Source organism: Leifsonia sp. NPDC077715, from assembly GCF_040686855.1.
In the GTDB taxonomy this organism is placed as follows: domain Bacteria; phylum Actinomycetota; class Actinomycetes; order Actinomycetales; family Microbacteriaceae; genus Leifsonia.
Genome location: NZ_JBFBOG010000002.1, coordinates 438,347 through 459,669, shown reverse-complemented (window position 1 = coordinate 459,669; position 21,323 = coordinate 438,347). Strand labels below are relative to the sequence as shown.

General features: G+C 70.3%; 23 protein-coding genes. 14 read left to right on the top strand and 9 right to left on the bottom strand.

Features of this window, described 5'->3' with window-relative positions:
* Positions 1-7: 7 nt before the first annotated feature.
* Entirely contained in the window at positions 8-475 is a 468-nt protein-coding gene (gene tadA / locus AB0P25_RS09235) for a tRNA adenosine(34) deaminase TadA (protein WP_363806829.1), read from the bottom strand.
* Positions 476-513: 38 nt separating this feature from the next.
* On the opposite strand from tadA, the gene upp reads away from it, so the two are divergent.
* Together upp and AB0P25_RS09225 are read left to right on the top strand one after the other, a co-directional pair.
* Entirely contained in the window at positions 514-1,146 is a 633-nt protein-coding gene (gene upp, locus AB0P25_RS09230) for a uracil phosphoribosyltransferase (RefSeq protein WP_064110720.1), read from the top strand.
* Between the two features lie 382 nt (positions 1,147-1,528).
* Positions 1,529-2,272: a winged helix-turn-helix domain-containing protein gene (locus tag AB0P25_RS09225; protein ID WP_363806827.1), complete on the top strand. Its 744-nt coding sequence runs from the start codon at positions 1,529-1,531 to the stop codon at positions 2,270-2,272.
* A 75-nt stretch (positions 2,273-2,347) separates the two neighbouring features.
* Here the strand turns inward: AB0P25_RS09225 and AB0P25_RS09220 are convergent, their stop codons facing one another.
* The 4 genes from AB0P25_RS09220 to AB0P25_RS09205 all read right to left on the bottom strand — a co-directional run bounded on the left by AB0P25_RS09220 (position 2,348) and on the right by AB0P25_RS09205 (position 5,870).
* A complete protein-coding gene (locus AB0P25_RS09220; RefSeq protein ID WP_363806826.1) occupies positions 2,348-3,172 on the bottom strand; it encodes an ABC transporter permease in 825 nt (274 codons plus the stop codon).
* Complete coding sequence (locus AB0P25_RS09215) at positions 3,169-4,182, bottom strand: ATP-binding cassette domain-containing protein (protein WP_363806824.1); 1,014 nt, start codon at positions 4,180-4,182, stop codon at positions 3,169-3,171. Before AB0P25_RS09215 ends, AB0P25_RS09220 begins: the two co-directional genes overlap by 4 nt.
* Before the next feature lie 146 nt (positions 4,183-4,328).
* Complete coding sequence (locus AB0P25_RS09210) at positions 4,329-5,003, bottom strand: PadR family transcriptional regulator (RefSeq protein ID WP_363806823.1); 675 nt, start codon at positions 5,001-5,003, stop codon at positions 4,329-4,331.
* Between the two features lie 66 nt (positions 5,004-5,069).
* Positions 5,070-5,870 carry a class I SAM-dependent methyltransferase gene (locus tag AB0P25_RS09205; protein ID WP_363806821.1) on the bottom strand — a complete coding sequence of 267 codons (801 nt, stop codon included), beginning with the start codon at positions 5,868-5,870 and terminating at the stop codon, positions 5,070-5,072.
* A 319-nt stretch (positions 5,871-6,189) separates the two neighbouring features.
* Here AB0P25_RS09205 and AB0P25_RS09200 point away from each other — a divergent pair, with 319 nt between their 5' ends.
* The 3 genes from AB0P25_RS09200 to AB0P25_RS09190 all read left to right on the top strand — a co-directional run bounded on the left by AB0P25_RS09200 (position 6,190) and on the right by AB0P25_RS09190 (position 9,727).
* Positions 6,190-6,654: a MarR family transcriptional regulator gene (locus AB0P25_RS09200; RefSeq protein ID WP_363806819.1), complete on the top strand. Its 465-nt coding sequence runs from the start codon at positions 6,190-6,192 to the stop codon at positions 6,652-6,654.
* 130 nt (positions 6,655-6,784) lie between these two features.
* Positions 6,785-9,088, top strand: coding sequence for a transglycosylase domain-containing protein (locus AB0P25_RS09195; protein ID WP_363806817.1), 2,304 nt, complete (start codon positions 6,785-6,787; stop codon positions 9,086-9,088).
* A 54-nt stretch (positions 9,089-9,142) separates the two neighbouring features.
* Positions 9,143-9,727, top strand: a complete 585-nt coding sequence (locus AB0P25_RS09190) for a TetR/AcrR family transcriptional regulator (RefSeq protein ID WP_363806815.1) — start codon at positions 9,143-9,145, stop codon at positions 9,725-9,727.
* A 3-nt stretch (positions 9,728-9,730) separates the two neighbouring features.
* On the opposite strand, the gene AB0P25_RS09185 is transcribed toward AB0P25_RS09190, so the two are convergent.
* From AB0P25_RS09185 to AB0P25_RS09170, 4 genes are all read right to left on the bottom strand, one after another.
* Positions 9,731-10,174: an SRPBCC family protein gene (locus tag AB0P25_RS09185; RefSeq protein WP_363806813.1), complete on the bottom strand. Its 444-nt coding sequence runs from the start codon at positions 10,172-10,174 to the stop codon at positions 9,731-9,733.
* Positions 10,175-10,247: 73 nt separating this feature from the next.
* Positions 10,248-11,948: an alpha-glucosidase gene (locus AB0P25_RS09180; RefSeq protein WP_363806811.1), complete on the bottom strand. Its 1,701-nt coding sequence runs from the start codon at positions 11,946-11,948 to the stop codon at positions 10,248-10,250.
* Between the two features lie 9 nt (positions 11,949-11,957).
* Positions 11,958-12,866 (bottom strand): Gfo/Idh/MocA family oxidoreductase, encoded by a 909-nt coding sequence (locus AB0P25_RS09175; RefSeq protein ID WP_363806809.1) that lies wholly within the window; start codon positions 12,864-12,866, stop codon positions 11,958-11,960.
* Complete coding sequence (locus tag AB0P25_RS09170; RefSeq protein ID WP_363806807.1) at positions 12,863-14,074, bottom strand: ROK family transcriptional regulator; 1,212 nt, start codon at positions 14,072-14,074, stop codon at positions 12,863-12,865. The genes AB0P25_RS09175 and AB0P25_RS09170 overlap by 4 nt, the downstream gene beginning before the upstream one ends.
* A 137-nt stretch (positions 14,075-14,211) precedes the next feature.
* Here AB0P25_RS09170 and AB0P25_RS09165 point away from each other — a divergent pair, with 137 nt between their 5' ends.
* The 9 genes from AB0P25_RS09165 (at position 14,212) to AB0P25_RS09125 (ending at position 21,322) form a co-directional block, all read left to right on the top strand.
* Complete coding sequence (locus tag AB0P25_RS09165) at positions 14,212-14,964, top strand: amino acid ABC transporter ATP-binding protein (protein WP_363806805.1); 753 nt, start codon at positions 14,212-14,214, stop codon at positions 14,962-14,964.
* A 67-nt stretch (positions 14,965-15,031) separates the two neighbouring features.
* Positions 15,032-15,970 (top strand): glutamate ABC transporter substrate-binding protein, encoded by a 939-nt coding sequence (locus AB0P25_RS09160; protein ID WP_363806804.1) that lies wholly within the window; start codon positions 15,032-15,034, stop codon positions 15,968-15,970.
* A 92-nt stretch (positions 15,971-16,062) separates the two neighbouring features.
* Positions 16,063-16,707 carry an amino acid ABC transporter permease gene (locus AB0P25_RS09155; protein ID WP_363806802.1) on the top strand — a complete coding sequence of 215 codons (645 nt, stop codon included), beginning with the start codon at positions 16,063-16,065 and terminating at the stop codon, positions 16,705-16,707.
* Positions 16,704-17,657, top strand: a complete 954-nt coding sequence (locus AB0P25_RS09150; RefSeq protein WP_363806800.1) for an amino acid ABC transporter permease — start codon at positions 16,704-16,706, stop codon at positions 17,655-17,657. The genes AB0P25_RS09155 and AB0P25_RS09150 overlap by 4 nt, the downstream gene beginning before the upstream one ends.
* Entirely contained in the window at positions 17,650-18,645 is a 996-nt protein-coding gene (locus AB0P25_RS09145; RefSeq protein ID WP_363806798.1) for an asparaginase, read from the top strand. The genes AB0P25_RS09150 and AB0P25_RS09145 overlap by 8 nt, the downstream gene beginning before the upstream one ends.
* Positions 18,642-19,409, top strand: coding sequence for a copper homeostasis protein CutC (locus AB0P25_RS09140; protein ID WP_363806797.1), 768 nt, complete (start codon positions 18,642-18,644; stop codon positions 19,407-19,409). The genes AB0P25_RS09145 and AB0P25_RS09140 overlap by 4 nt, the downstream gene beginning before the upstream one ends.
* Positions 19,406-20,308, top strand: coding sequence for an ROK family protein (locus tag AB0P25_RS09135; RefSeq protein WP_363806796.1), 903 nt, complete (start codon positions 19,406-19,408; stop codon positions 20,306-20,308). Before AB0P25_RS09140 ends, AB0P25_RS09135 begins: the two co-directional genes overlap by 4 nt.
* Positions 20,309-20,424: 116 nt before the next feature.
* A complete protein-coding gene (locus tag AB0P25_RS09130) occupies positions 20,425-20,880 on the top strand; it encodes a MarR family winged helix-turn-helix transcriptional regulator (RefSeq protein WP_363806795.1) in 456 nt (151 codons plus the stop codon).
* A gap of 19 nt (positions 20,881-20,899) precedes the next feature.
* Complete coding sequence (locus AB0P25_RS09125) at positions 20,900-21,322, top strand: organic hydroperoxide resistance protein (protein WP_363806793.1); 423 nt, start codon at positions 20,900-20,902, stop codon at positions 21,320-21,322.
* Position 21,323 lies beyond the last annotated feature (1 nt).

Here is a 21,323-nt window from a genome sequence, read left to right as displayed (position 1 = left end):
CAGCGACTCAGCGCTTCGCGCGGAAGAAGTCGAGCAGCACCTCGCCGCACTCCTCCGCGAGCACCCCGGCGTACACCTGCACCTGGTGGTTGAGCCGCCGGTCGCGCAGCACGTCGTAGACCGACCCTCCGGCGCCGGCCTTCTCATCCCAGGCACCGAAGACGACGGTCGGGACGCGCGCCGCGAGCACCGCGCCCGCGCACATCACGCAGGGCTCCAGCGTCACGACGAGCGTGCATCCCTCCAGGTGCCAGTCGTCGCGCGTCGCGGCCGCCTCCCGCAGGGCCAGCACCTCCGCATGCGCGGTCGGATCGTGCCGCAGCTCGCGCTCGTTACGGCCGCGTCCGATGACGCGGCCCTCCTCGTCGAGCACCAGCGCGGCGACCGGGACGTCGCCGGTGTCGAACGCCAGACGGGCGTCGTCGAGCGCGGCGCGCATCCACTGCTCGTACGAGCTGGGGACGGTCAGGCTCACGGGGGCTCCTCCGGGATGTTTCGGCTAGCCTTGAGCCTATGCGAGTGCACGTTGCGGACCACCCCCTCATCACCCACAAGCTGACGGTGCTCCGCGACGCGTCGACCCCGTCGCCGGTCTTCCGCCAGCTCACGGAAGAGCTCGTGACCCTGCTCGCCTACGAGGCCACGCGCGGCGTGCGCGTCGAGCCGGTCGAGATCCAGACCCCCGTCACCAAGACGACCGGCGTCGCCTTGAGCGAACCGCGTCCGCTCGTCGTCCCCATCCTGCGCGCCGGGCTCGGGATGCTCGAGGGGATGGTGCGGCTCATGCCGACCGCCGAGGTCGGATTCCTCGGGATGGTGCGCAACGAGGAGACGCTGGAGCCGACGACCTACGCCGAGCGCCTGCCGATGGACCTCTCCGACCGGCAGTGCTTCGTGCTCGACCCGATGCTCGCCACCGGCGGCTCGCTGGGCGCGGCGATCGACTTCCTGTTCCAGCGCAACGCGGTGGATGTGACCGCCATCTGCCTGCTCGCCGCGCCGGAGGGTCTGGAGGCGCTGGAGAAGGCGACCGAGGGCCGCAATGTGACCATCGTCCTCGGCTCGCTGGACGAGCGGCTGAACGAGAACGGCTACATCGTGCCGGGTCTCGGCGACGCCGGCGACCGCCTTTATGGCACCGTGTAGCGGTCCGCAACATTACGTAACCATTTGACACGTCGAGTCATGATCGGTTTTACTGTCCTGCATGACTGACAACGCGCGTACCCTGACCTCCTTCGAGGCCCTTGGGAATGCCGGCATGATGATGGCCGGCCGCGACGCAGTCATGTGTTGCCGAATGTGCCGCTGATCTGACGACCATTCGCCGAGCAGCCGCCCTCCGACCCAACCCGGTCGTGACCTGGCGAACGCTCCCCGGGATCGCCGCAACCAGGCTCCCGCGCATCAGCCCTCTCTGACAGGGCACAACACGACACTCCCCGCGAATCCCCGCACCTCCGCTTCATCGGCGGAGCATCGTCGCACATCGGGACGCGGAACATCATCATCGAAGGACTTGATCCCCATGTCTCTGGCCACCATCGACACCACCTACGCCCGCACCGCCACCGTCTCGCCCGTCGCCCCGGTCCGCCCCGCACCGGCCGCCACCGCGCCGGCCGCCACCGAGTCCGCTCCGCGCATCCGCGCCGTCCCGGAGGGCACCGAGGCCCGCGGCTTCGTGCTGTACGTCGGCATCGACGAGGCGAAGGCCCTCGCCGACGGCACCGACCTCGGGCACATCGTGGAGGCGCTGAAGCGCCTGACCGCCGAGATCGCCCCCTCCGCAGAGACGTACGCCGCGGTCGCCCTGGCCCCGGCCGGCGCCGGCGGACGCGACGTGGATGTGGTCCGCCTCGCCCTGCAGGACCCGTCGGCGGTCGCCAAGCACCGCCAGGCCGTCACGGTCGACGAGGACGAGGACCGCGCCGCCTCCGGCGTGGTCGTCGACATCTCGCGCAAGCGCCTGGTGCTCGACAATCAGACCGTCGCGCTGACGTACAAGGAGTTCGAGCTCCTGCAGTACCTGGTGCTGCGCGAGGGCCGGACGATCGAGCGCTCCGAGCTGATCAGCTCGCTGTGGAGCGACGCCGACGAGGACGAGGTGCCGAACGAGCGCACCATCGACGTCCACGTGCGCCGCCTCCGCTCCAAGCTGGCCCGCTACGAGGACATCGTCCGCACGGTCCGCGGCGTCGGCTACCGCTTCGACCGCCATGCCGACGTCTCCATCCGCTACGCGAGCGCCCCCTCCCCCGACCTCTTCTGACCCCCCGCCATCGAGTCCGCAAAGAATGCACGAATCCGTGGCGAAAACGTGCACTCTCTGCGGACTCGATGGGGGCTAGGTGGTGCGCTGGTAGGTGCGGAAGGCCGAGGTGGCCCAGGCGGCCATGAGGACGGCCAGGGCCAGCAGCAGGGCCGCGTGGAACCAGAGGGTGGACCAGTCGGGCTGGGCGCTCAGGGCCTGGCGGCCGACGATCACGGCCCACTCGAACGGGTTGTAGGCGGCCACGTTCTGCACCCACTCCGGCGACAGCTTGGTGTTCATGATCGCCGAGCTCAGGAACATCAGCGGCAGCGTGATCAGCTGCGAGATTCCGATCAGCGCGGTCTGCTCGCGGGCCAGCAGCGCCACCGCGTTCGACAGCGAGCAGAACACCGCGGTCAGCAGCACCACTCCGAGAAGGAGCAGGAGGATGCCGACCACCCCGCCCTCGAAGCGGGCGCCCGCCCAGAACGCGATCCCGACCACCACGAGCGACTGGGCGACCGCGAGGATGGACTGGTACACCAGCGTCGACACGATCATCGCCGCGCGATTGGTCGGCGAGGTGAGGAACCGATCCATCACTCCGCGGTCCATGTCCTGGATGTAGACCGTGCCCGACCACGCGCTCCCGAACAGCGCGAGCATCATGACGACCCCCGGAGTCAGATACTCGAGGTAGCTCTGCCCGACCCCGAAGCCGGGGATCTCGATGACGGACTTGAACAGCTGCCCGAACAGCAGCAACCAGATGACCGGCTGCACCAGGTTCATGACGAGGAACGCCGGCATCCGCCAGGCCGCCCGCAGCTGACGCCCGGTCAGCAGCAGGGTGTGGGTGACGAAGGTGGGCCCGGTCCGGCGGAGCGGGCGGGACGGGGCGAGCGTTGCGGCGGTCATGATGCGTCCTCCAGGACGAGCTCGGCGGACTCCTGCGCCCGCGTGAAGGTGCGGCCGGTGTGCCGCAGGTAGACGTCGTCCAGGCTCGGCCGGGCGACCGTGGCGGAGGCGACGGCGACGCCTGCAGCCTCCAGCGCCGCGAGGGCGAGCGGAAGGGTGGATGCGCCGACGTCGGCGCGGGCGCGCAGGGTGCGGCCGTCGCCGCCCACTTCGCGCAGCGCGTCCACCCGCCCGAGGGCGGAGAGCCCGGCGACGGGATCGGCGTCCCCGGCCAGCTCGACGACGATCGCGTCGCCCCGGAGGCCGTTCTTCAGCTCCTCCGGCGTACCGCCGGCCACGACCCGGCCGTGGTCGACGATCGCGAGCCGGTCGGCGAGGCGGTCCGCCTCATCCAGGTAGTGCGTCGTCAGCAGGACGGTCAGGTTCTCGGCCGCCGTCATCCGTTCGAGCTCCAGCCAGAGCTCCGCGCGCGCCTCCGGGTCGAGTCCGGTGGTCGGCTCGTCGAGGAAGAGCACCTGTGGCCGGTGCATGAGGCCGATCGCGACATCCAGTTTGCGGGCCATGCCGCCGGAGTAGGTCTTCACCTGCCGGCGGGCGTGCTCGGTGAGGCCGAAGCGGTCGAGCAGTTCGCGAGCGCGAGCTGCGGCATCCCGGCCCGGCATCCCCTGCAGCCGGCCGGCCAGCACGAGGTTGTCGACCCCGGTGTCGGACGGGTCGGACACCGGCTTCTGGGCGACGTACCCGATGGCGCGGCGCACGCGCGCGGGATGGCGGATGACGTCGATCCCGGCCACGATCGCCGACCCGGAGTCGGGACGGGCGAGCGTCGACAGGATCTTCATGGTGGTCGACTTGCCGGCGCCGTTCGGGCCGAGCAGGCCGAACACGGTCCCGGTCGCGACCTCGAAGCCGAGGTCGTCGAGTGCTCGGACGGTGGGCTTGCCCCTCCCGCCGCTGTAGGTCTTGACGAGGTGGGCGGCGGCGAGCGCGGGCCCGGTTGCGGATGCCATGGTGGCTTTCCTCTCTGATCTGATGGTCAGCCACCGCAACGGGATATCCTGGAAGGAGCCCTCGGTGACTGTTGACGCAGGTTCCGTATGGAACGACTGAAGGTGTGGATGGCCGGAGAGTTGCCGCTCTCCGGCCATCGTTCGGTCTACGCGCGGTACAGGGCGGCCGCCTCCTCCCCGAAGAAGCCGGCGGCGATGCGCTCGCTCAGCTCCTCCATCCCGACACCCTCGGCGAGCAGCCGGTGCAGCTGCTCCCAGCCCTCGTAGCCGCCGATCGAGCGGTCGCGGATGCGCGCGGCGAGATCGGCGACGAAGGCGCGCTCGGCCTCGAGGACCGCGACGCGGTAGTCGGACTCGATCATGAAAAGCTCCGGAAGCCCCTGCACCTGCTCGTGCAGCGCCCGCCGTGCGACGAGGTCGGCGTCGATGCGGTCGCGCCGGCTCTCGAGCAGGTCGGCGGCGATCTGCGGCGGCAGCATCGGCAGCAGCGACAGCCCGGTCTCGATCGCCGGGTACTCCTTCACGGGCACCTCGATGAGCTCGCGCAGCCACTCCTCCGCCTCGACGCGGCCGGCGTCCGTGATCGCGTACACGACCCGCTCGGGCCGGTTGCCTTCGCGCTCGGTCTGCGCGACCTCGATGAAGCCGTGCTTCTCGAGCGACTTGATGACCGCGTAGAGGGAGCCGAAGTTGAGGCGGATGCTGTCCTCCTTGCCTCGCTCCCGCATCGTCGTCGTCATCTCGTACGGGTACATCGGGCGCTCCCAGAGGCAGGCGAGCACGGCCAGGGCCAGCGGATTGGACATCGCGCGCTTGGGCATGGTCACCTCCACTCGAGATCGATTACTCTGAGTAGAGTATTCGTTTCCGAGTGGTCGTGTCCAGCGTCACGCGGGATACGCGCGGTAGAAGAGGGTCTGCAACGGGATGTCCACGGGCGCCGGCCCGTACTCCGCTTCGAGGCGGCGCGCGAGCTCACGGATGAGCGCCGGCAGGTCGGCCCCGCGCCGCCGCAGCTGGTCCGCCACCGGGTTGCCGAGCAGCAGACCGTCCGCGAAGACCGACCAGGAGGCGACGCTCGACCGGTGCGGGAGCACATCCACCCGGATGCGGCCGAACCCCGCCGCCTGAGCCGCGTCGCGCAGGTAACCCACGTCGCTCAGCCCGAACGGCACCTGGTAGAACCCCGGCGGATCGTCGGGGAACGTCTCGACGAGGAGCCGGTGGGTGATGGCGGCGAACCGGTTCTTCGCATGGCTGTCCCATACCGAGAAGTGGAAGACGCCGCCCGGCGCGAGCACGCGACGGGCCTCACGGAGACCCGCGGCGAGGTCCGGCAGGAACATGACGCCGAACTGGCAGGCGACCACGTCGAAGCTGCCGTCGTGGAAGTGCAGGTGCTGGGCATCGGCGACGTCGATGCGGGTCGAGGCGGGCACCTTCTTGTGCGCCAGGTGGAGCATCGCCTCGTTGAGGTCGGTGAGGACGAGTTCCGCCCGCGGGCTGTAGCGCGCGATCGCAGCGGAGGAGATGCCGGTGCCCGCGGCGGTCTCGAGGATGCGGCCCGGCTCGGTCTCGCACACAGCGCGCCCGAGCACGTCGGCATAGTGCTCGAACAGCACCGGCCCGAGGTTGGAGTCGTAGTGCGCCGGGATGTCGCCCCGGAAGGCCGCGGAGTCCTCGCTCACGCGATGAGGGTACCTCTCAGCGGACCGCTTGGCAGGACAGAGAAGATTCGCAGAAAAAATAACGACTTGATAACTAGATGCCGTTACCTCTTCGTTATATAGTTCAAGAGCAATGGTTGTTTGCTGTGGCAGCCATCGCGGAATGTGATTGCAGGACACTCTTGGTGCAAGGGAGAGGGCCGGTCGCTAGCCTCTGCGACCGGCCCTCGATCTTTGCCCGGGGTGACCTCTCCGTCCGCCTCACGCCCGTGGTGCCACGGATGTCGACGTACCCTCATGATGAGAAGATGCGAATGCATCGAGCGTGAGGAGGAGAGTCATGGCAGAGACCGCGACGCAGGGCCCGCCCGGCCGATCGCGCATCAGCGCTGTGGCGGCCTGGGAGTCGCTGTTCCGCGCGCAGGTCGCCGTCATGCGCACGCTGGCGGCGGAGTTCCCGACGCGGGACATCTCGTTCAACGAGTACGACGTGCTCTTCAACCTCTCGCGCCAGCCGAACCGCGAACTGCGGCTGCGCGACCTCAACAAGCACGTGCTCCTCACGCAGCCCAGCGTCAGCAGGCTCGTCGACCGGCTCGTCGCGCGTGGCCTGGTGGCGAAGGAGCCGGAGCCGTCCGACGCCCGCGGCACGGTCATCCGCCTGACCGACACGGGGTTCGAGATGTTCCGCCGCGTCGCGGTCGACCACATGAAGACGATCAACGCGCGCGTGGGCGGCAAGCTGACCACCGAAGAGCTCGAGACGCTGGCCCAGCTCTGCGACAAGCTGCGCGAGGCCTCCTGAGGGAACCGTCCACAGGCCCGGCGACATTCGTTCTCTCCACAACCTGAACGTCGACCTCCCGGGGCGGTCACGACCGACGCGTATCATTGCCGCCACGGAAGAACGGTCTCGACGAGGGAGAATTCGACGCATGAGATGGGGATGGGCGCCTGCCCTTGCGGGATTCGTCGCGCTGAGCGGTCTGGCCGGCGTGCTCGCAGCCGCGGCGGTCACACCGGCGGTCGCGCTGACCGGCTCGGCGGCCGACTCCACCATCAGCGTCTTCGACGGGCTGCCTGAGTACATCAAGGTCGAGCCGCTGGCCCAGGCGTCCACGATGTACGCGCTGAGCAACGGGCAGCAGGTGCCGATCGCGACCTTCTACTCGCAGAACCGGATCGAGGTCGGCTGGGACGGCATCTCCCAGAACCTGAAGGACGCGGCGATCGCGACGGAGGATCCGCGCTTCTACGAGCACGGCGGCGTCGACGTGACCGGCACCCTCCGCGGCGCCGTCCTCACGGCGCTGCACAAGTCGGTGCAGGGCGGTTCGTCCATCACGCAGCAGTACGTCAAGAACATCCTCGTGCAGCGCTGTGAGAACAAGCAGCCCGACCCGACGGCGACCGACGCGGTCCAGAAGAAGCAGCTGACCGCGTACGAGGCGTGCTACAACGACGCCACGAAGGTCGACCCCTCACGCAAGCTCAAAGAGATGCGCTACGCGATCGGGCTCGAGAAGGAGTACTCGAAGAACGACATCCTGCAGAGCTACCTCAACATCGCGCTCTTCGGCGGCCGTGTCTACGGCGTGCAGTCGGCGGCCGAGTACTACTTCGGCGTCGGCGCGAAGGATGTGAACCTGCAGCAGGCGGCGACGCTGATCGCCATCCTGAACAACCCGGACAACCTGCGCATCGACAAGCCGAACAACAAGGAGAACGGCGCCGCCGACGGGTACAAGGAGACCCTGGACCGCCGCAACTACGTGCTCGACCGGATGCTCGCCAACGGCAAGATCACCAAGGAGGAGCACGACGCGGCCCGCGCCACGAAGGTCGAACCGAAGATCACGCCCACGCAGAACGGCTGCATGACGGCCCAGCAGTACAACGCGGCGTTCTTCTGCGACTACGTCGAGCGCGTCATCGAGCAGGATCCGATCTTCGGCAAGACCGAGGACGACCGCTCCAACTTCCTCACGCGCGGCGGCCTCAAGATCTACACGACCCTCAACCTCGACCTGCAGAACCAGGCGCAGGCGGCTGTGAGTTCGTACATCCCGCCGGCCGACCCGCGGCTCGACCTCGGCTCCTCGAACGTGTCGGTCGAGGTCGGCACCGGCCGAGTGGTCACGATGGTGCAGAACCGGCCCTACGACAACACGGCGGAGCCCGCGCCCTCGACCACGGCGGTCAACTACAACACCGACTACGCGTACGGCGGCTCGGAGGGCTTCCAGACGGGATCGGCGTACAAGGTCTTCGACCTGCTCGAATGGCTCAACGAAGGGCATTCGCTCTACCAGTCGGTGAGCGGGACGCAGCACGTCTTCCCGCAGAGCTCGTTCCATTCCAGCGACCCCTGCAACGACATCGGCGGCGCTCCCTGGAACGTCTCCAATGACGAGGGCGAGTCGGTGTCGTCGACGAGCGTCATGAACGCCACGGCGCAGTCGATCAACACGATCTTCGCGAAGATGGCGACGTCGCTCGATCTCTGCGGCATCAAGCAGCGTGCCCAGGACCTGCTGGTGCACGGCGCGGACGAGGCGGCCAACCCGTACATGGCCAACCCGTCGTCGGTCCTCGGCACCAACTACATCGCGCCGCTCACCATGGCGACCGCCTATGCGGGGCTCGCCAACAACGGCGTCGCCTGCAGCCCGGTCGCGATCGACAAGATCATCAACGGCGACGGCAGCGCCCACGCGGTGCCGAAGTCGCAGTGCTCGACCACCCCCATCGACCCGCAGGTCGCCGCGGCGGCGATCTACGCCCTCCAGGGCGTGCTGCGCGGCGGCGGCACGGCGGCCTCCGCGAACCCCGGCGACGGGATCCCCGTCTTCGGCAAGACGGGCACGACCGACGACTCGATCGAGAACTGGCTGGTCACGTCCACGACGAAGATCGCCCAGGCGACGTGGGTCGGCAACGTCCAGGGGGGCGTGGCACTGCGCAGCGTCAGCTTCCAGGGCATCGGCGGCGGCAACGTGAAGTTCGCGATCGCCAAACGGGTCATGGCCGCGCTGAACGCCGCCTACGGCGGCTCGGCCTTCCCGTCGCCCGCGGGCAAGTACACGACGGCTCCCCCGGCGCCGAAGCCGCCGACGACGGCGCCCGCCCCGGGCGCTCCGACGGCGCCCGCCCCCGGCGGCGGAGGTCAAGGCGGCGGCCAGGGCGGCGGTCAAGGCAACGGTCAGGGCGGCGGTCCCAACCCTCCGAAGAAGCCCTGAGCAGCGCAACAGCTGCCTAGCCATCCGGCGCGATATTCGGACTAGTGTTATCGCGTGGGCCGCACTCCAGATCCGAACCGGAAGCCGGAGCTCCTCGCGCGCATCATGGATCATGTCGCGACCGAGCCGCTATCGCGCATGACGTTCCGCAGCCTGGCGAGCGCTCTGGGCGTCAGCACCTACTCGTTCGTGTACCACTTCGGGTCGCGGCAGGAGATGATCGACGCCATCCTCGAGGAGGGCGTGCGCCAGCAGTCGGAATCGCTGGTGGGCGTGGATGTGACCGCTTTCGACCGCGATCAGTTCCGCGACTGGTACAAGGAGGCCTTCCGCCACTCGCTGCGCGAGAACAACCGGACGGCGCTCCGGCTGCAGTTCGAGGCGGGCGCGCTCGAGCCGATCGACCCCGACATCGGTCAGCGGGTCACCGTCGCGTTCACCCAGTGGCGCGACACCGTGAAGTCGTGGCTCAAGAAGCAGGGCATCGAGAGCCGCCGCGCGGGAGTCCTCGCGCACTGGCTGGTCGACTCCGCCGCCGGCCTGCACTTCGGCTTCCTGATCAGCGGCGACCGCAACGGCACGGTCCAGGCGTTCGACGTCTTCCTGACGGCGTTCCTGCGCGAAGCGTTCGGCGACTGACCGTCAGTCCTGGTCGCGCTCGGCGACGGTCTTCACCCCGGCGAGCATCTGGGCCCAGTTCCCCTGTGCGTGCTCGGCCGCCTCGCGGGTCGGGTTGTTGTCCTGATCGAGGGTGATGCGGGTCCCTCCGGGGATCGCATCCAGCTCGTACCGGAGCGTGTGGTAGTTCTCGGGCTCGTCGGGCTGACCGCTGAGCGGGCTGAAATGCGTCAGCACGATCCGCCACGGCTCCTCGAGGTTCTCGAGCTCGATGACGCGCCCGTGGTCCTCGAACGTCGTGCCCTGCCACTCGCCGCGCCACACGATCTTCGAACCGACCCGCCAGTCCGAGACGACCTCCGCCCCGAACATGATCTCCGGCCGCGCGCCGTTCGACGTCAACAGCTTCCACACCGTACTGCGCGGGGCCGCCACGTCGATCTCCGCCCGCGCCACGTACTCGCCCATATCGCCTCCCGGTTCGTGCCGCCTATCCCACACCAGCGGGAGCGGTGGCGCAAGACCGGTGCGGCGCAGCGGGTCAGCCGCGGGAGAGGACGACCGCCTCCCAGGGCCGCAGCACCCCACGGGCGGCCGCAGAGCCCTCGAGGTTCGAGAGCACCGGCTGCGCGGCCGACCATCCCGGCAGCTCCGCCGGGTCGAAGGTCGCCTCGTCGCCGGTGAGATTCGCCAGCACGAGCAGGGACGCGTCGCCCAATGCGCGGGTGTACGCGAAGATCTGCGGATGCTCAGCCAGCACGAGCGTGTAATCGCCCTGCGCCACGACCCCGGACCGGTGCCGGAGGTCGATCAGCGCGCGGTAGTGCGCGAACACCGAGTCGGGGTCGGCGACCTCGGCCTCTGCGTTGATCTCGCCGGCGTTCGGGTTGGCTGCGATCCACGGCGTCCCGGTCGTGAATCCCGCATTCGGGCCGGCCGTCCACTGCATCGGCGTGCGGGCGTTGTCGCGGCTGGTCCGCCGCAGCGCAGCCAGCACGACCTCCGCCGGGGCGCCCAGGATGTCGACCGCCTCGGCGTAGTGGTTGAGCGATTCGATGTCGCGGAAGTCGTCGATGGAGGCGAACGGCACGTTCGTCATCCCGAGCTCTTCACCCTGGTAGACGTACGGGGTGCCGCGCATCAGGTGCAGCACGGTGCCCAGGGCCTTGGCCGAGGCGACGCGGTGCTCGCCGTCGTCGCCGAACCGGCTGACGACGCGCGGCTGGTCATGGTTGTTCCAGTAGAGGCTGTTCCACCCGACCTCCGCGAGCCCTTCCTGCCACTTCGACAGGTTGCGCTTCAGGTCGAGAACCGACGCAGGGCGGTAGTCCCACTTGCCGCCGGGGCCGTGGTCGAGGTCCACGTGCTCGAACTGGAACACCATGTCCAGTTCGCCGTTGGCCGGGTCGGTGAACCGCCGCGCCTGCTCGACGTCGACGCCGGGCATCTCGCCGACGGTGAGGTAGCGGTCGCCCCGGCCGAGGAACACGCGCTGATGCATCTCGTGCAGGAACTCGTGGATGCGCGGCCCCTGCCCGAAGTACGGGTACGCGTTCCCGTACAGCGCACCCTCGGGCACCTCGCCGTCGGGCAGGTCGGTGACCTTCGAGATGAAGTTGATGACGTCCATCCGGAAGCCGTCGACCCCGCGATCGAGCCACCAGTTCATCATGTCGTAGACGGCCTCGCGCAGCTCCGGGTTCTCCCAGTTGAGGTCGGGCTGCTTGCGGGAGAACAGGTGCAGGTAGTACTCGCCGGTCTGCGGATCGAGCTGCCAGGCGGGTCCGGAGAAGAAGGAGCCCCAGTTGTTCGGCTCGGCGCCGTGCTCCCCCGGCTGATGCCCGGCGCGCGCCGGGCGCCACCAGTACCAGTCGCGCTTGGGGTTGTCGGTCGACGACGCCGACTCGATGAACCACGGGTGCTCGTCGGAGGTGTGGTTGACCACGAGGTCCATGACGAGCTTCATGCCGCGGGCGTGCAGGCCGTCGAGCAGTTCGTCGAAGTCCTCGAAGGTCCCGAACAGCGGGTCGATCGCGCGGTAGTCGCTGATGTCGTAGCCGTTGTCGTCATGCGGCGAGGCGTAGATCGGGGACAGCCAGACCACGTCGACGCCGAGCGTCTTGAGGTAGTCCAGGTGCTCGATCACGCCGCGCAGGTCGCCGATCCCGTCGCCGTCGCTGTCCGCGAAGCTCCGCGGGTAGACCTGATAGACGACCGCCGACTGCCACCACTTGTCGTTCACGCGCCCACCCTACCCGAGCGACACCCGCCGTCCGGTGCGCGCCGACTCGCGTGCGGCGAGCGCGACCGTCAGCGCCTCCACGGCGGCTGCCACGGGGGCACGCGCCGGCTCCGTCCCCCGCTCGATGCAGTCCAGGAAGTACTGCGCCTGCTCGGCGAAGGCGTCCCCTGCAGTCGTGTCGGCCGCATCCACCCCGGCATCGCCGACCACCTCAAGCGTGGAGCGGAACGGCACTCCTGGCGGCAGGTCGGAGGCATGCAGCAGTTGCGCGACGCCGCCGTCCGCGTACTCGATCGTCGTGGCGACCGGGGCGCCGAAGCCGTCGCCCTCGAGCGGCACGCTGGCCACCGCGACCGCACGCCCGAGGTAGGCGTTCGCCTGGTCGATGTCGTGGATGGCGAAGTCGACGAGCATCCCCCCGGAGTGCTCCTCGTCCTCCAGCCAGTGGTAGCCGACGGGAGCGTCGGAGATGCGGGAGGCGCGCACGATCCGCGGGCGACCGACCGTCCCGCCCGCGACGCGGGAGGCCAGCGCGGCGTAGCCGGGGAAGAACCGGACGACGTGCGCGACCATCAGCCTCCCCGGCGCCCGGGATGCCGCATCCGCCACCCGCTGCGCGTCGTCGACGGTCAGCGCGATCGGCTTCTCGAGCAGCACGTGGCGCCCGGCCTCGAGGGCCTCGATCGCCAGCGGCGCGTGCGACGGCGTCGGCGTGCACACGGACACGATCGTCACGTCGGGATCGGCGAGCGCATCGGCGAGGGACGTGGCCCAGCGCGCGCCCGGCGCATCCCGCAGCTCGGGGCGCCGCCGCGGTGAGACGGCCCACCGCACCGGGACGCCCGCCCGGGCCCACGCCGTCGCGTGCGCCTGACCCATCCGTCCAGCGCCGACGACGGCGACGCCGTGCCCGGTCATCGCACGACGAGGTCGACGCGCGACGGGTCGAACAGCGCGTCGAGGATGAGCCGACCGGCACCGCGGATCCCGGCGTTCTCCTTGGCCGCGCTCACCGCGATGTCGAGCTGGTCGGTGATCATCGGCAGGCAGTCGGAGTAGATGGCCGACCGCACACCGGCGACGAAGGCCTCCGCCTCGCCCAGGATGCCGCCGAGCACGAGCCGCTGCGGGTTGAAGAAGTTCATGATCGTCGCGAGGACCCCGCCGGTGCGGAGGCCGGCTTCGCGCAGCTCCTGCGTGGCGCGGGGATGCGCGTCGCGCGCGAGCGCCAGCACTTCGCGGGTGTCGGCGACCTCTACCCCGGAGGACCGCAGGGCCTGCACGATCGCCGCGCCGCCGGCCACGGCGTCCAGGCACCCGATCCGCCCGCACGAGCACAGCACCGCGGGAGCGCCGGGCACGGTGACGTGGCTGATGTCGCCGGCCATGCCGTGGAAGCCGTGATAGACGCCGCCGAAGGCGATGATGCCGCAGCCGATGCTCGACCCCGCCTTGACGAAGACGAGCTCGCCGACCTCCGCGCCCCCGGCCGCGAGGGTGTCGTACTCCCCGAGCGCCATCAGGTTGGCGTCGTTGTCGGCGGCCGCCGGGAGGCCGGTGATCCGGGTGAGCTCTGCCGCTACATCCACGCCGTTCCAGCCGGGCATGCGCGAGGGCGAGACCATGCGGCCGGTGGTCGAGTCGACCGGGCCGGGCAGGCCGATCCCGAAACCGCGGAGGGTCTGGCCGGGTTGCGCGTGCTCGGCGGTCAGCTCGGCGGCGACCTCCGCGATCCAGCCGAGGACGGCCGCGGGCCCGGTGCCGATGTCCATCGGCTCGTTCCGGGAGGCGAGGAGGCGGCCGCCGAGGTCGATCAGGCCGAACGTGGCGTGGTGGGAGCCGAGGTCGGCGGCGCAGACGACACCGGTGGACGCATCCACTTCGAGCGCGCGCGGCCGGCGTCCTCCATGGGAGACGCCGGCGCCGGCCTCGCGCAGGTAGCCGGCGGCGATCAGCGCATCCACCCGCTGCGAGACGGTCGACGGCGAGAGTCCGGTGCTGCGGGCGATGTCGGCGCGCGAGCGCGAGCGACCGGAGCGGACGAGGTCGAGGATGCCACCGGGGGTGCCCGGACCGGCGTGGACCGGCGTCCCCTCGACCGTGCTCGGCCCCATCGTGCTCACCATCGGCGTCCCCTCGTTTCGTCGAGAATACTGTACCGACTTCGTTCGATATCGCATTAACTAATTTCGATATTGCGGTTATCTGCGGTTACTTAGTACGCTCATCGAAACCTGCCCGACAACGATGCGAGGAACCACCGATGACAGCAACGGACGCCCGGCCGATGGTCAGCCTGCGTGCGGTCGACAAGCACTTCGGCGACCTCCACGTGCTGCAGAACATCGACCTCGACGTCGCCGAGCGCGAGGTCGTCGTCGTGGTCGGACCGTCCGGATCGGGTAAGTCGACCCTGTGCCGCTCCATCAACCGGCTCGAGACGATCGACTCCGGCGAGATCCGCGTCGACGGCGAACTGCTGCCGGAGGAGGGCGCGCCGCTCGCGAAGCTGCGCGCCGAGGTCGGCATGGTGTTCCAGTCGTTCAACCTGTTCGCGCACCGCACGATCCTGGACAACGTCACGCTCGCTCCACTGAAGGTCCGCAAGCTCGGCAAGGACGCGGCGCGCGCCCAGGCGATGGAGCTCCTGGACCGCGTCGGCATCGCCGACAAGGCGGACAGCCACCCCGCCCAGCTCTCCGGCGGCCAGCAGCAGCGCGCCGCCATCGCCCGGGCGCTCGCCATGCAGCCGAAGGTCATGCTCTTCGACGAGCCCACGAGCGCGCTCGACCCCGAGATGGTCGGCGAGGTGCTGGACGTGATGACCTCGCTCGCCAAGGAGGGCATGACGATGATCGTCGTCACCCACGAGATGGGCTTCGCCCGCCGTGCCGCCGATCGCGTGGTCTTCATGGACCGCGGGCAGATCGTCGAGCAGGCGCCGCCCGCACAGTTCTTCGACTCGCCGGCCACCGCGCGGGCGCAGTCGTTCCTGGCCTCCGTGCTGTCGCACTGACAGCACGAGGCCACGCACCACCGCTCCACATCTCACCCCCGCCCCACATCAGAAAGGGATGCATCCCATGACCCGCAGCATCCGCAGGAAGAGCGCCGTCGCCGGCGTCCTGCTCGCCGCCGTGACGCTCGCCGTCACCGCGTGCTCCGGAAACACGGCACTGCCCGGCAGCGACGCCAGCTCGACCGCGTCCGGTGACTCGGTGCTGGCCGGCGCGCCCGTCGCGAAGGCCGACCTCATCCTCTCCGGCTCCACCATGGAGAAGATCAAGAAGCGCGGAAAGCTCATCGTCGCCGAGGCGCTCGACGCCCCGCTGCTCTCGCAGCAGGACCCGACCGACCCCAGCAAGGTGAACGGCTTCGACGCCGAGCTCGCCAAGCTGCTCGCGACCTACATCATCGGCAAGCCGAACGTGGAGATCGTCCCGCCGGCGTCGGAGACCCGCGAGGCGATGCTCCAGAACGACACCGTCGACGTCGTGTTCAACACGTACACGATCACCGAGGAGCGCGCCAAGCAGGTCGCGTTCGCCGGTCCGTACTTCGAGTCCGGCCTCGCGGTCGCCGTCAAGAGCGACAACAAGGACATCAAGAGCTACAAGGACCTCGACGGCAAGAACGTCATCGTCGGCGCCAACACGCCGGCCGTGACCGAGGTGCCGAAGATCGCCCCGAAGGCGACCGTCACCGCGTTCGGCACCGACCCGGCCGCCGTGCAGGCGCTCATCCAGGGCCGCGGCGACGCCTACGTGCAGGACTACACCCTGCTCGCGAGCGACGCCGCCAGCGAGAAGCAGATCAAGGTCGTCGGCAACCCCTTCACGAAGGAGCCCTACGGCATCGGCCTCAAGCACGGCGACGACGACTTCAAGTCCTTCGTCAACGAGTGGCTGAAGACCATCCAGAAGGGCGGCCAGTGGGGCAAGGCGTGGAAGACCACGCTCGGCACCGTGACCGACTCCGACGTGCCGACGGCTCCCGAGATCGGCTCGGTCCCCGGCTCCTGACAGACCGGTCGGATGCGCGTGGAGGCGACCCCCACGCCCGCGCGCATCCGGCCTCCCACCCCCTCTTCCTCCACCGCGCCTACGAGAGAACGATGAACCCCCTGATCGACAACCTGGGACCGCTGGTCCAGGCGCTCGGCACCACGCTGCTGATGGCCGTGGTGGCAGGCGTCGGCTCCATCGTGCTCGGCGTGCTGGTGACGATCGCGCGCGTCAGCCCCATTCCGGTGCTGCGCGCCGCGGCGTTCCTCTACGTCCAGTTCTTCATCAACGTGCCGCTGCTGGCGCTGCTCCTGCTCGCGGTCTTCGCGCTTCCGGACGCGGGCATCCTGCTTCCACTGACGCCGACCGCGATCATCGTGCTCACCGTGTACGAGGCCGCTTACGTGGCGGAGGCCGTGCGGTCGGGCGTCAACACCGTCCCGGTCGGGCAGGTGGAGGCGTCCCGCGCCCTCGGGCTGACGCTCTGGCAGTCGCTACGGTACGTCGTCGTGCCGCAGGCGCTCCGGGCGGTGGTGCAGCCGATCGGCAACGTCATGATCGCGCTCGCCATGAACACCGCCCTCGCCGCGGCGGTCGGCGTCGTCGAGCTCACCGCCGAGGTCAACAAGGTGAACCTCGTCGCTGCGCAGCCCATCCTGATCTTCTCGAGCGCCGGACTCGTGTACATGGCCATCGCCCTCGCCATCGGCCTCGCCGCCGGCTGGGTGGAGCGGAAGGTGGCGATCGCCCGATGACCGCACAGCTCATCCCCGACCGTCCGGCGCCGATCCGTGCGAAGCGCGCCAAGCGCCGCTACGACGCCGCCTTCATCTACGACGTGCCGGGACCCCGCGGGCGCCGCAACATCCTCGTCGGGTCGATCGTCAGCGTCCTCATCTTCGCCGTCATCGTCGGCCTCGGCCTCTGGCAGTTCGCCTCGCACGGCCAGCTCGCGCCCGAGCGCTGGGCGCCGTTCACCGAGTGGGCGATCTGGCAGTACCTCCTCGTGGGCCTGCTCGGGACGCTGGAGGCCGCCGCCATCGTCGCTGTGCTCGGCGCCTTCCTCGGCGTGCTGCTCGCGCTCGGCCGGGTCAGCCACGTGCGCTGGGTGCGGTTCGTCTGCGGCCTCTACATCGAGATCGCGCGCACGGTGCCCGTGCTTCTCGTGATCTACCTCATGCTGTTCGGCCTGCCCCAGATCGGCATCAACCTGCCGACGCTGTGGAAGCTCGTCGTGCCGCTGACCATCGCGAACGCGGCCGTCTTCGCCGAGATCGTGCGCGCCGGCATCCTGAGCCTGCCGCGCGGGCAGCGGGAGGCGGCCCTCAGCCTCGGGATGCGGCCCGTACAGGCCATGACGTACGTGGTGCTGCCGCAGGCGATCCGGAACGTGACGCCGTCGCTGGTCACCCAGTTCGTGAGCCTCCTCAAGGACACGTCGCTCGGCTACATCGTCGCCTTCACTGAGCTGCTGTACCGCGGCCAGGTGCTCGCGTCGTACCTGCACCTCCTCATCCCGACCTACGTCGCCGTGACCGTGATCTACCTGATCGTCAACGGCAGCCTGTCGGCGTTCGCGTCCCGCCTGCAGCGCGGGTCGCGCCGCCGGACCACCGCGCCGCCGACCCTTCCGTCCCTTCCCGCCGTCGCCGCCGTCGAGCACGACGACGCAGCAGCCGTCACCCCGAGAGCCGATCATGCCTAGCACCGCCCCCACCGTGTCCACCCTCGCCGAGCTCGCGGTCGTCCGCCGGTCGGGCCTGATCGAGAGCCGGCACTTCGGCAGCCTTGTCGCGCTCGACCCCGCGGGCCGGGCGCTGATCGAGCTGGGCGACCCGGACGCGGTGGTGCTGCCGCGCAGCACGGTGAAGCCGCTGCAGGCGCTCGCGTGCCTGACCGCCGGTGCACCGCTGTCCGGTCCGGAGCTGGCCATCGCGGCCGGCAGCCACACCGGCGAGGACGAGCACGTGCGCATGGTGCGCTCGCTGCTCATGCGCGCAGGGGTCGCCGAGGCGGCGCTCGGCTGCCCGGTGGACCGTCCCGAGGACGAGGCCACGTTCGAGCGGATGCTGCGCGACGGCGAGCGCCGCTCCCGCGTGCTCATGAACTGCTCCGGCAAGCATGCCGCGATGCTGCTCGCGGCCGCGACCAACGGCTGGCCCACCGACGGCTACCTCGAGCCGTCGCACCCGCTGCAGCAGCACGTCCGCGCCACGATGGCTTCGCTGACGGGCGTCCCCGTCGGGCACGACGCGATCGACGGCTGCGGCGCGCCGCTGTTCGGGACGAGCGTGCGGGGCATCGCCCGCGCCTTCGGCCGCCTGGTGCAGGCCGAGCCCGGGACGCCGGAGCGCGCAGTCGCGGACGCCATGCGCGAGCACCCCTACTACGTCGGCGGAAGCGGCCACCAGAACACGACGCTGATGGAGACGGTCCCCGGCGCGCTCGCGAAGGGCGGCGCCGAGGGCGTGATCGGCGTCGCGGCGGCCGACGGCACCGCGGTCGCGATGAAGATCGTGGACGGCAGCCCGCGTGCGACGACGCTGATCGCACTGCGCGTGCTGGAGGCGCTGGGCACGCCGATCGCGGACGCCCGCGCGCTCGTCGACCTGCCGGTGCTCGGCGGCGGCGTCCCGGTCGGCGCGATCGAGCCCGGCGCGGACCTGACGGCCGCGCTGGAGCGCGTCGCGTGACCGTCGTCGAGATCTGCCTGGACGACCTCGCCGGGGTCCGCATCGCCGAGGAGGCGGGCGCGGACCGGGTGGAGCTGTGCGCGGCGCTGTCGGAGGGCGGCATCACCCCGTCCGTCGGGACGGTCGTGGGCGCGCTGCGCGGGGCGACGCGGATCGGCATCCAGGTGCTCATCCGGCAGCGGCCCGGCGACTTCGTCTACGACGAGGACGAGGTGCAGGCCATGGTGGACGACATCCACTCGCTGCGCGTGCTGCACCACGGGGCGGGTGTCACACTCGGCTTCGTGGTCGGAGCGCTGCGGCCGGACGGCCGGATCGACGTGGACGCGACGCGCCGGCTCGTGGCGGCGTGCGGTGAGGCGCCCGTCACATTCCACAAGGCGTTCGACCAGGTGCCGGACCGCGCGGAGGCCCTGGAACGGCTGCTGTCGCTGGGCGTCGCGCGGGTGCTGACGTCGGGTGGCGCGGCGACGGCGGGGGAAGGCGCGGACGCGCTCGCCGAGCTCGTCGCGCAGGCGGGCGACCGCATCGCCGTGCTCGCCGGAGGCGGGGTCCGGCCGGGGAACGTAGCCGAGCTGGTGTCGCGGACGGGGGTGCGGGAGGTGCACCTGCGGGCGCAGGAATCGGTCGCGACCGTCGCGGCGGGGGCGCCGACGGCGTACGACGCAGGGACGCGGGCGGTCACGTCGGCGCAGGTCGTGCGCGCGGTGGTGGCGGCGGTCGGTCGCGACGAGCTCGATGCCTCCACGGAGGGCGCCGCGTGAGCGGGTCGCCCGTCGTCCTCGCCGTCGATCTCGGTGGGACGGCGATGAAGGGTGCGGTCGTCGGGGAGGACGGCACCGCTGTCGCCGAGTCGACCTGTCCGACGCCGGCCGATGGCATCCTCGGGGCGCTCGTCGCGATGCTGGAGGGGCTGCGGCGGACGGCCGGCGACGAGGGTCACGACGTTGTCGGGGCGGGTGTGGCGACGCCCGGGATGCTCGACGAACAGCGCGGGCTCGTGCACTACGCGTCCAACCTGGGCTGGCGCGACGTGCCGCTGCTCGACATCCTCCGCTCCGAACTCCGCCTCCCGGTCGCGGTCGGTCACGACGTGCGCGCGGCCGGCCTCGCGGAGCGCAGCACCGGCGCGGCCCGCGGTTTCGGGGACTTCGCCCTCGTGCCGATCGGCACGGGGGTGGCCGCCGCCCTCGTCTCGTCCGGCGGTGCCGTGACCGGCGCGACCGGCGCCGCCGGCGAGTTCGGCCACATCCCCGTGATCCCCGGCGGCGAGCCGTGCACCTGCGGCCAGCGCGGCTGCCTCGAGGTGTACATGTCCGGCGCGGGTGTGGCGCGGCGCTACCGCGCAGCAGGCGGCGGCGACCTCAGCACCCGGCGGATCGTCGACCGGCTCGACACCGACCCGATCGCGGACCGGGTATGGTCGGAGGCGCTGGACGTCCTCGCCCAGGGCCTCAACATCCTGACGCTGCTGCTCGACCCCGGACTCATCGTGCTCGGCGGCGGGGTGTCGCACGCCGGCGACGCACTGTTCGCTCCGCTCGGCGAGCGGATGTCGGCCGGGCTCGCCTGGCGCGACCGCCCGCCGGTCGTGCAGTCCGCCCTGGGCGGCGACGCCGGCCGCGCCGGCGCCGCCCTGCTGGCCTTCGCCGCCGCCCGCTGACCCCGCCCGCTCAACGAAGGGTCGCAACACGCCGTTATGCCGCCGAGATAGCGGCGTGTTGCGACTCGTGGATTCGATAAGTTGTGCACAACTGGATTGTGTGCAATCGTGGAAGCATGCCCGTGACCGACGAGATGGTGTGCTTCTCGCTCTACGCAGCGACCCGCGCCACGACCCAGGCGTACCGCACGCTGCTGGAGCCGTGGAGCCTCACCTACCCGCAATACCTCGTGCTCGTCACCCTCTGGATGGAGGGCGACCAGACCGTGTCGTCGCTCGGCGACCACCTGCAGCTCGACTCGGGGACGCTCTCCCCGCTCCTGCGCCGCATGGAGCAGTCCGGGCTGGTGAGGCGCGAGCGCCGCTCCGACGACGAGCGCATCGTGACCGTCACCATCGGCGAGCGTGGCCGCGCACTGCGCCCGGAACTGGCGCACATCCCGGCCCGGATCGCCGCGGGCACCGGCCTGCCCGACCAGGAGGCCGCCACCGCCCTGATCGACACCCTCCACCGTCTCACCGAGACCATGCACGCCGCCACCGCGGAGCGTACGGTCGCCCCGACGAACTGAACCCCTCAGAAAGGAACTCATGAACGTCCTCTACACCGCCGAAGCCCTCTCCACCGGAGCCGGCCGCGACGGCCGCGTCGCCACCAGCGACGGAACCTTCGCGCTCGACCTCGCCATCCCGAAGGAGATGGGCGGCTCGGGATCCGGCACCAACCCCGAGCAGCTGTTCGCCGCCGGGTACGCGGCGTGCTTCCACTCGGCGCTGCAGGCGGTCGCCCGCAGCCAGAAGGTGAAGATCGACGACTCGTCGGTCGGCGGCCGGGTGCAGATCGGCCCGAACGGTCAGGGCGGCTACCAGCTCGCGGTGCTGCTCGAGGTCGTGCTGCCGGGTCTGGAGTCCGAGCAGGCTCAGGCGCTCGCGGATGCGGCGCACCAGGTCTGCCCCTACTCGAACGCGACGCGCGGCAACATCGACGTGCAGATCCTGGTCTCGGAGGACTGAC

Coding starts and splice junctions, on each gene's coding strand:
- AB0P25_RS09225 (WP_363806827.1), top strand. CDS start 1,529: ATGTCTCTGGCCACCATCGACACCACCTACGCCCGCACCGCCACCGTC.
- AB0P25_RS09220 (WP_363806826.1), bottom strand. CDS start 3,172: ATGACCGCCGCAACGCTCGCCCCGTCCCGCCCGCTCCGCCGGACCGGG.
- AB0P25_RS09155 (WP_363806802.1), top strand. CDS start 16,063: ATGAACCCCCTGATCGACAACCTGGGACCGCTGGTCCAGGCGCTCGGC.
- AB0P25_RS09125 (WP_363806793.1), top strand. CDS start 20,900: ATGAACGTCCTCTACACCGCCGAAGCCCTCTCCACCGGAGCCGGCCGC.
- AB0P25_RS09200 (WP_363806819.1), top strand. CDS start 6,190: ATGGCAGAGACCGCGACGCAGGGCCCGCCCGGCCGATCGCGCATCAGC.
- AB0P25_RS09185 (WP_363806813.1), bottom strand. CDS start 10,174: ATGGGCGAGTACGTGGCGCGGGCGGAGATCGACGTGGCGGCCCCGCGC.
- AB0P25_RS09145 (WP_363806798.1), top strand. CDS start 17,650: ATGCCTAGCACCGCCCCCACCGTGTCCACCCTCGCCGAGCTCGCGGTC.
- AB0P25_RS09215 (WP_363806824.1), bottom strand. CDS start 4,182: ATGGCATCCGCAACCGGGCCCGCGCTCGCCGCCGCCCACCTCGTCAAG.
- AB0P25_RS09175 (WP_363806809.1), bottom strand. CDS start 12,866: ATGACCGGGCACGGCGTCGCCGTCGTCGGCGCTGGACGGATGGGTCAG.
- AB0P25_RS09170 (WP_363806807.1), bottom strand. CDS start 14,074: ATGGTGAGCACGATGGGGCCGAGCACGGTCGAGGGGACGCCGGTCCAC.
- AB0P25_RS09160 (WP_363806804.1), top strand. CDS start 15,032: ATGACCCGCAGCATCCGCAGGAAGAGCGCCGTCGCCGGCGTCCTGCTC.
- AB0P25_RS09195 (WP_363806817.1), top strand. CDS start 6,785: ATGAGATGGGGATGGGCGCCTGCCCTTGCGGGATTCGTCGCGCTGAGC.
- AB0P25_RS09210 (WP_363806823.1), bottom strand. CDS start 5,003: ATGCCCAAGCGCGCGATGTCCAATCCGCTGGCCCTGGCCGTGCTCGCC.
- AB0P25_RS09130 (WP_363806795.1), top strand. CDS start 20,425: ATGCCCGTGACCGACGAGATGGTGTGCTTCTCGCTCTACGCAGCGACC.
- AB0P25_RS09150 (WP_363806800.1), top strand. CDS start 16,704: ATGACCGCACAGCTCATCCCCGACCGTCCGGCGCCGATCCGTGCGAAG.
- upp (WP_064110720.1), top strand. CDS start 514: ATGCGAGTGCACGTTGCGGACCACCCCCTCATCACCCACAAGCTGACG.
- AB0P25_RS09165 (WP_363806805.1), top strand. CDS start 14,212: ATGACAGCAACGGACGCCCGGCCGATGGTCAGCCTGCGTGCGGTCGAC.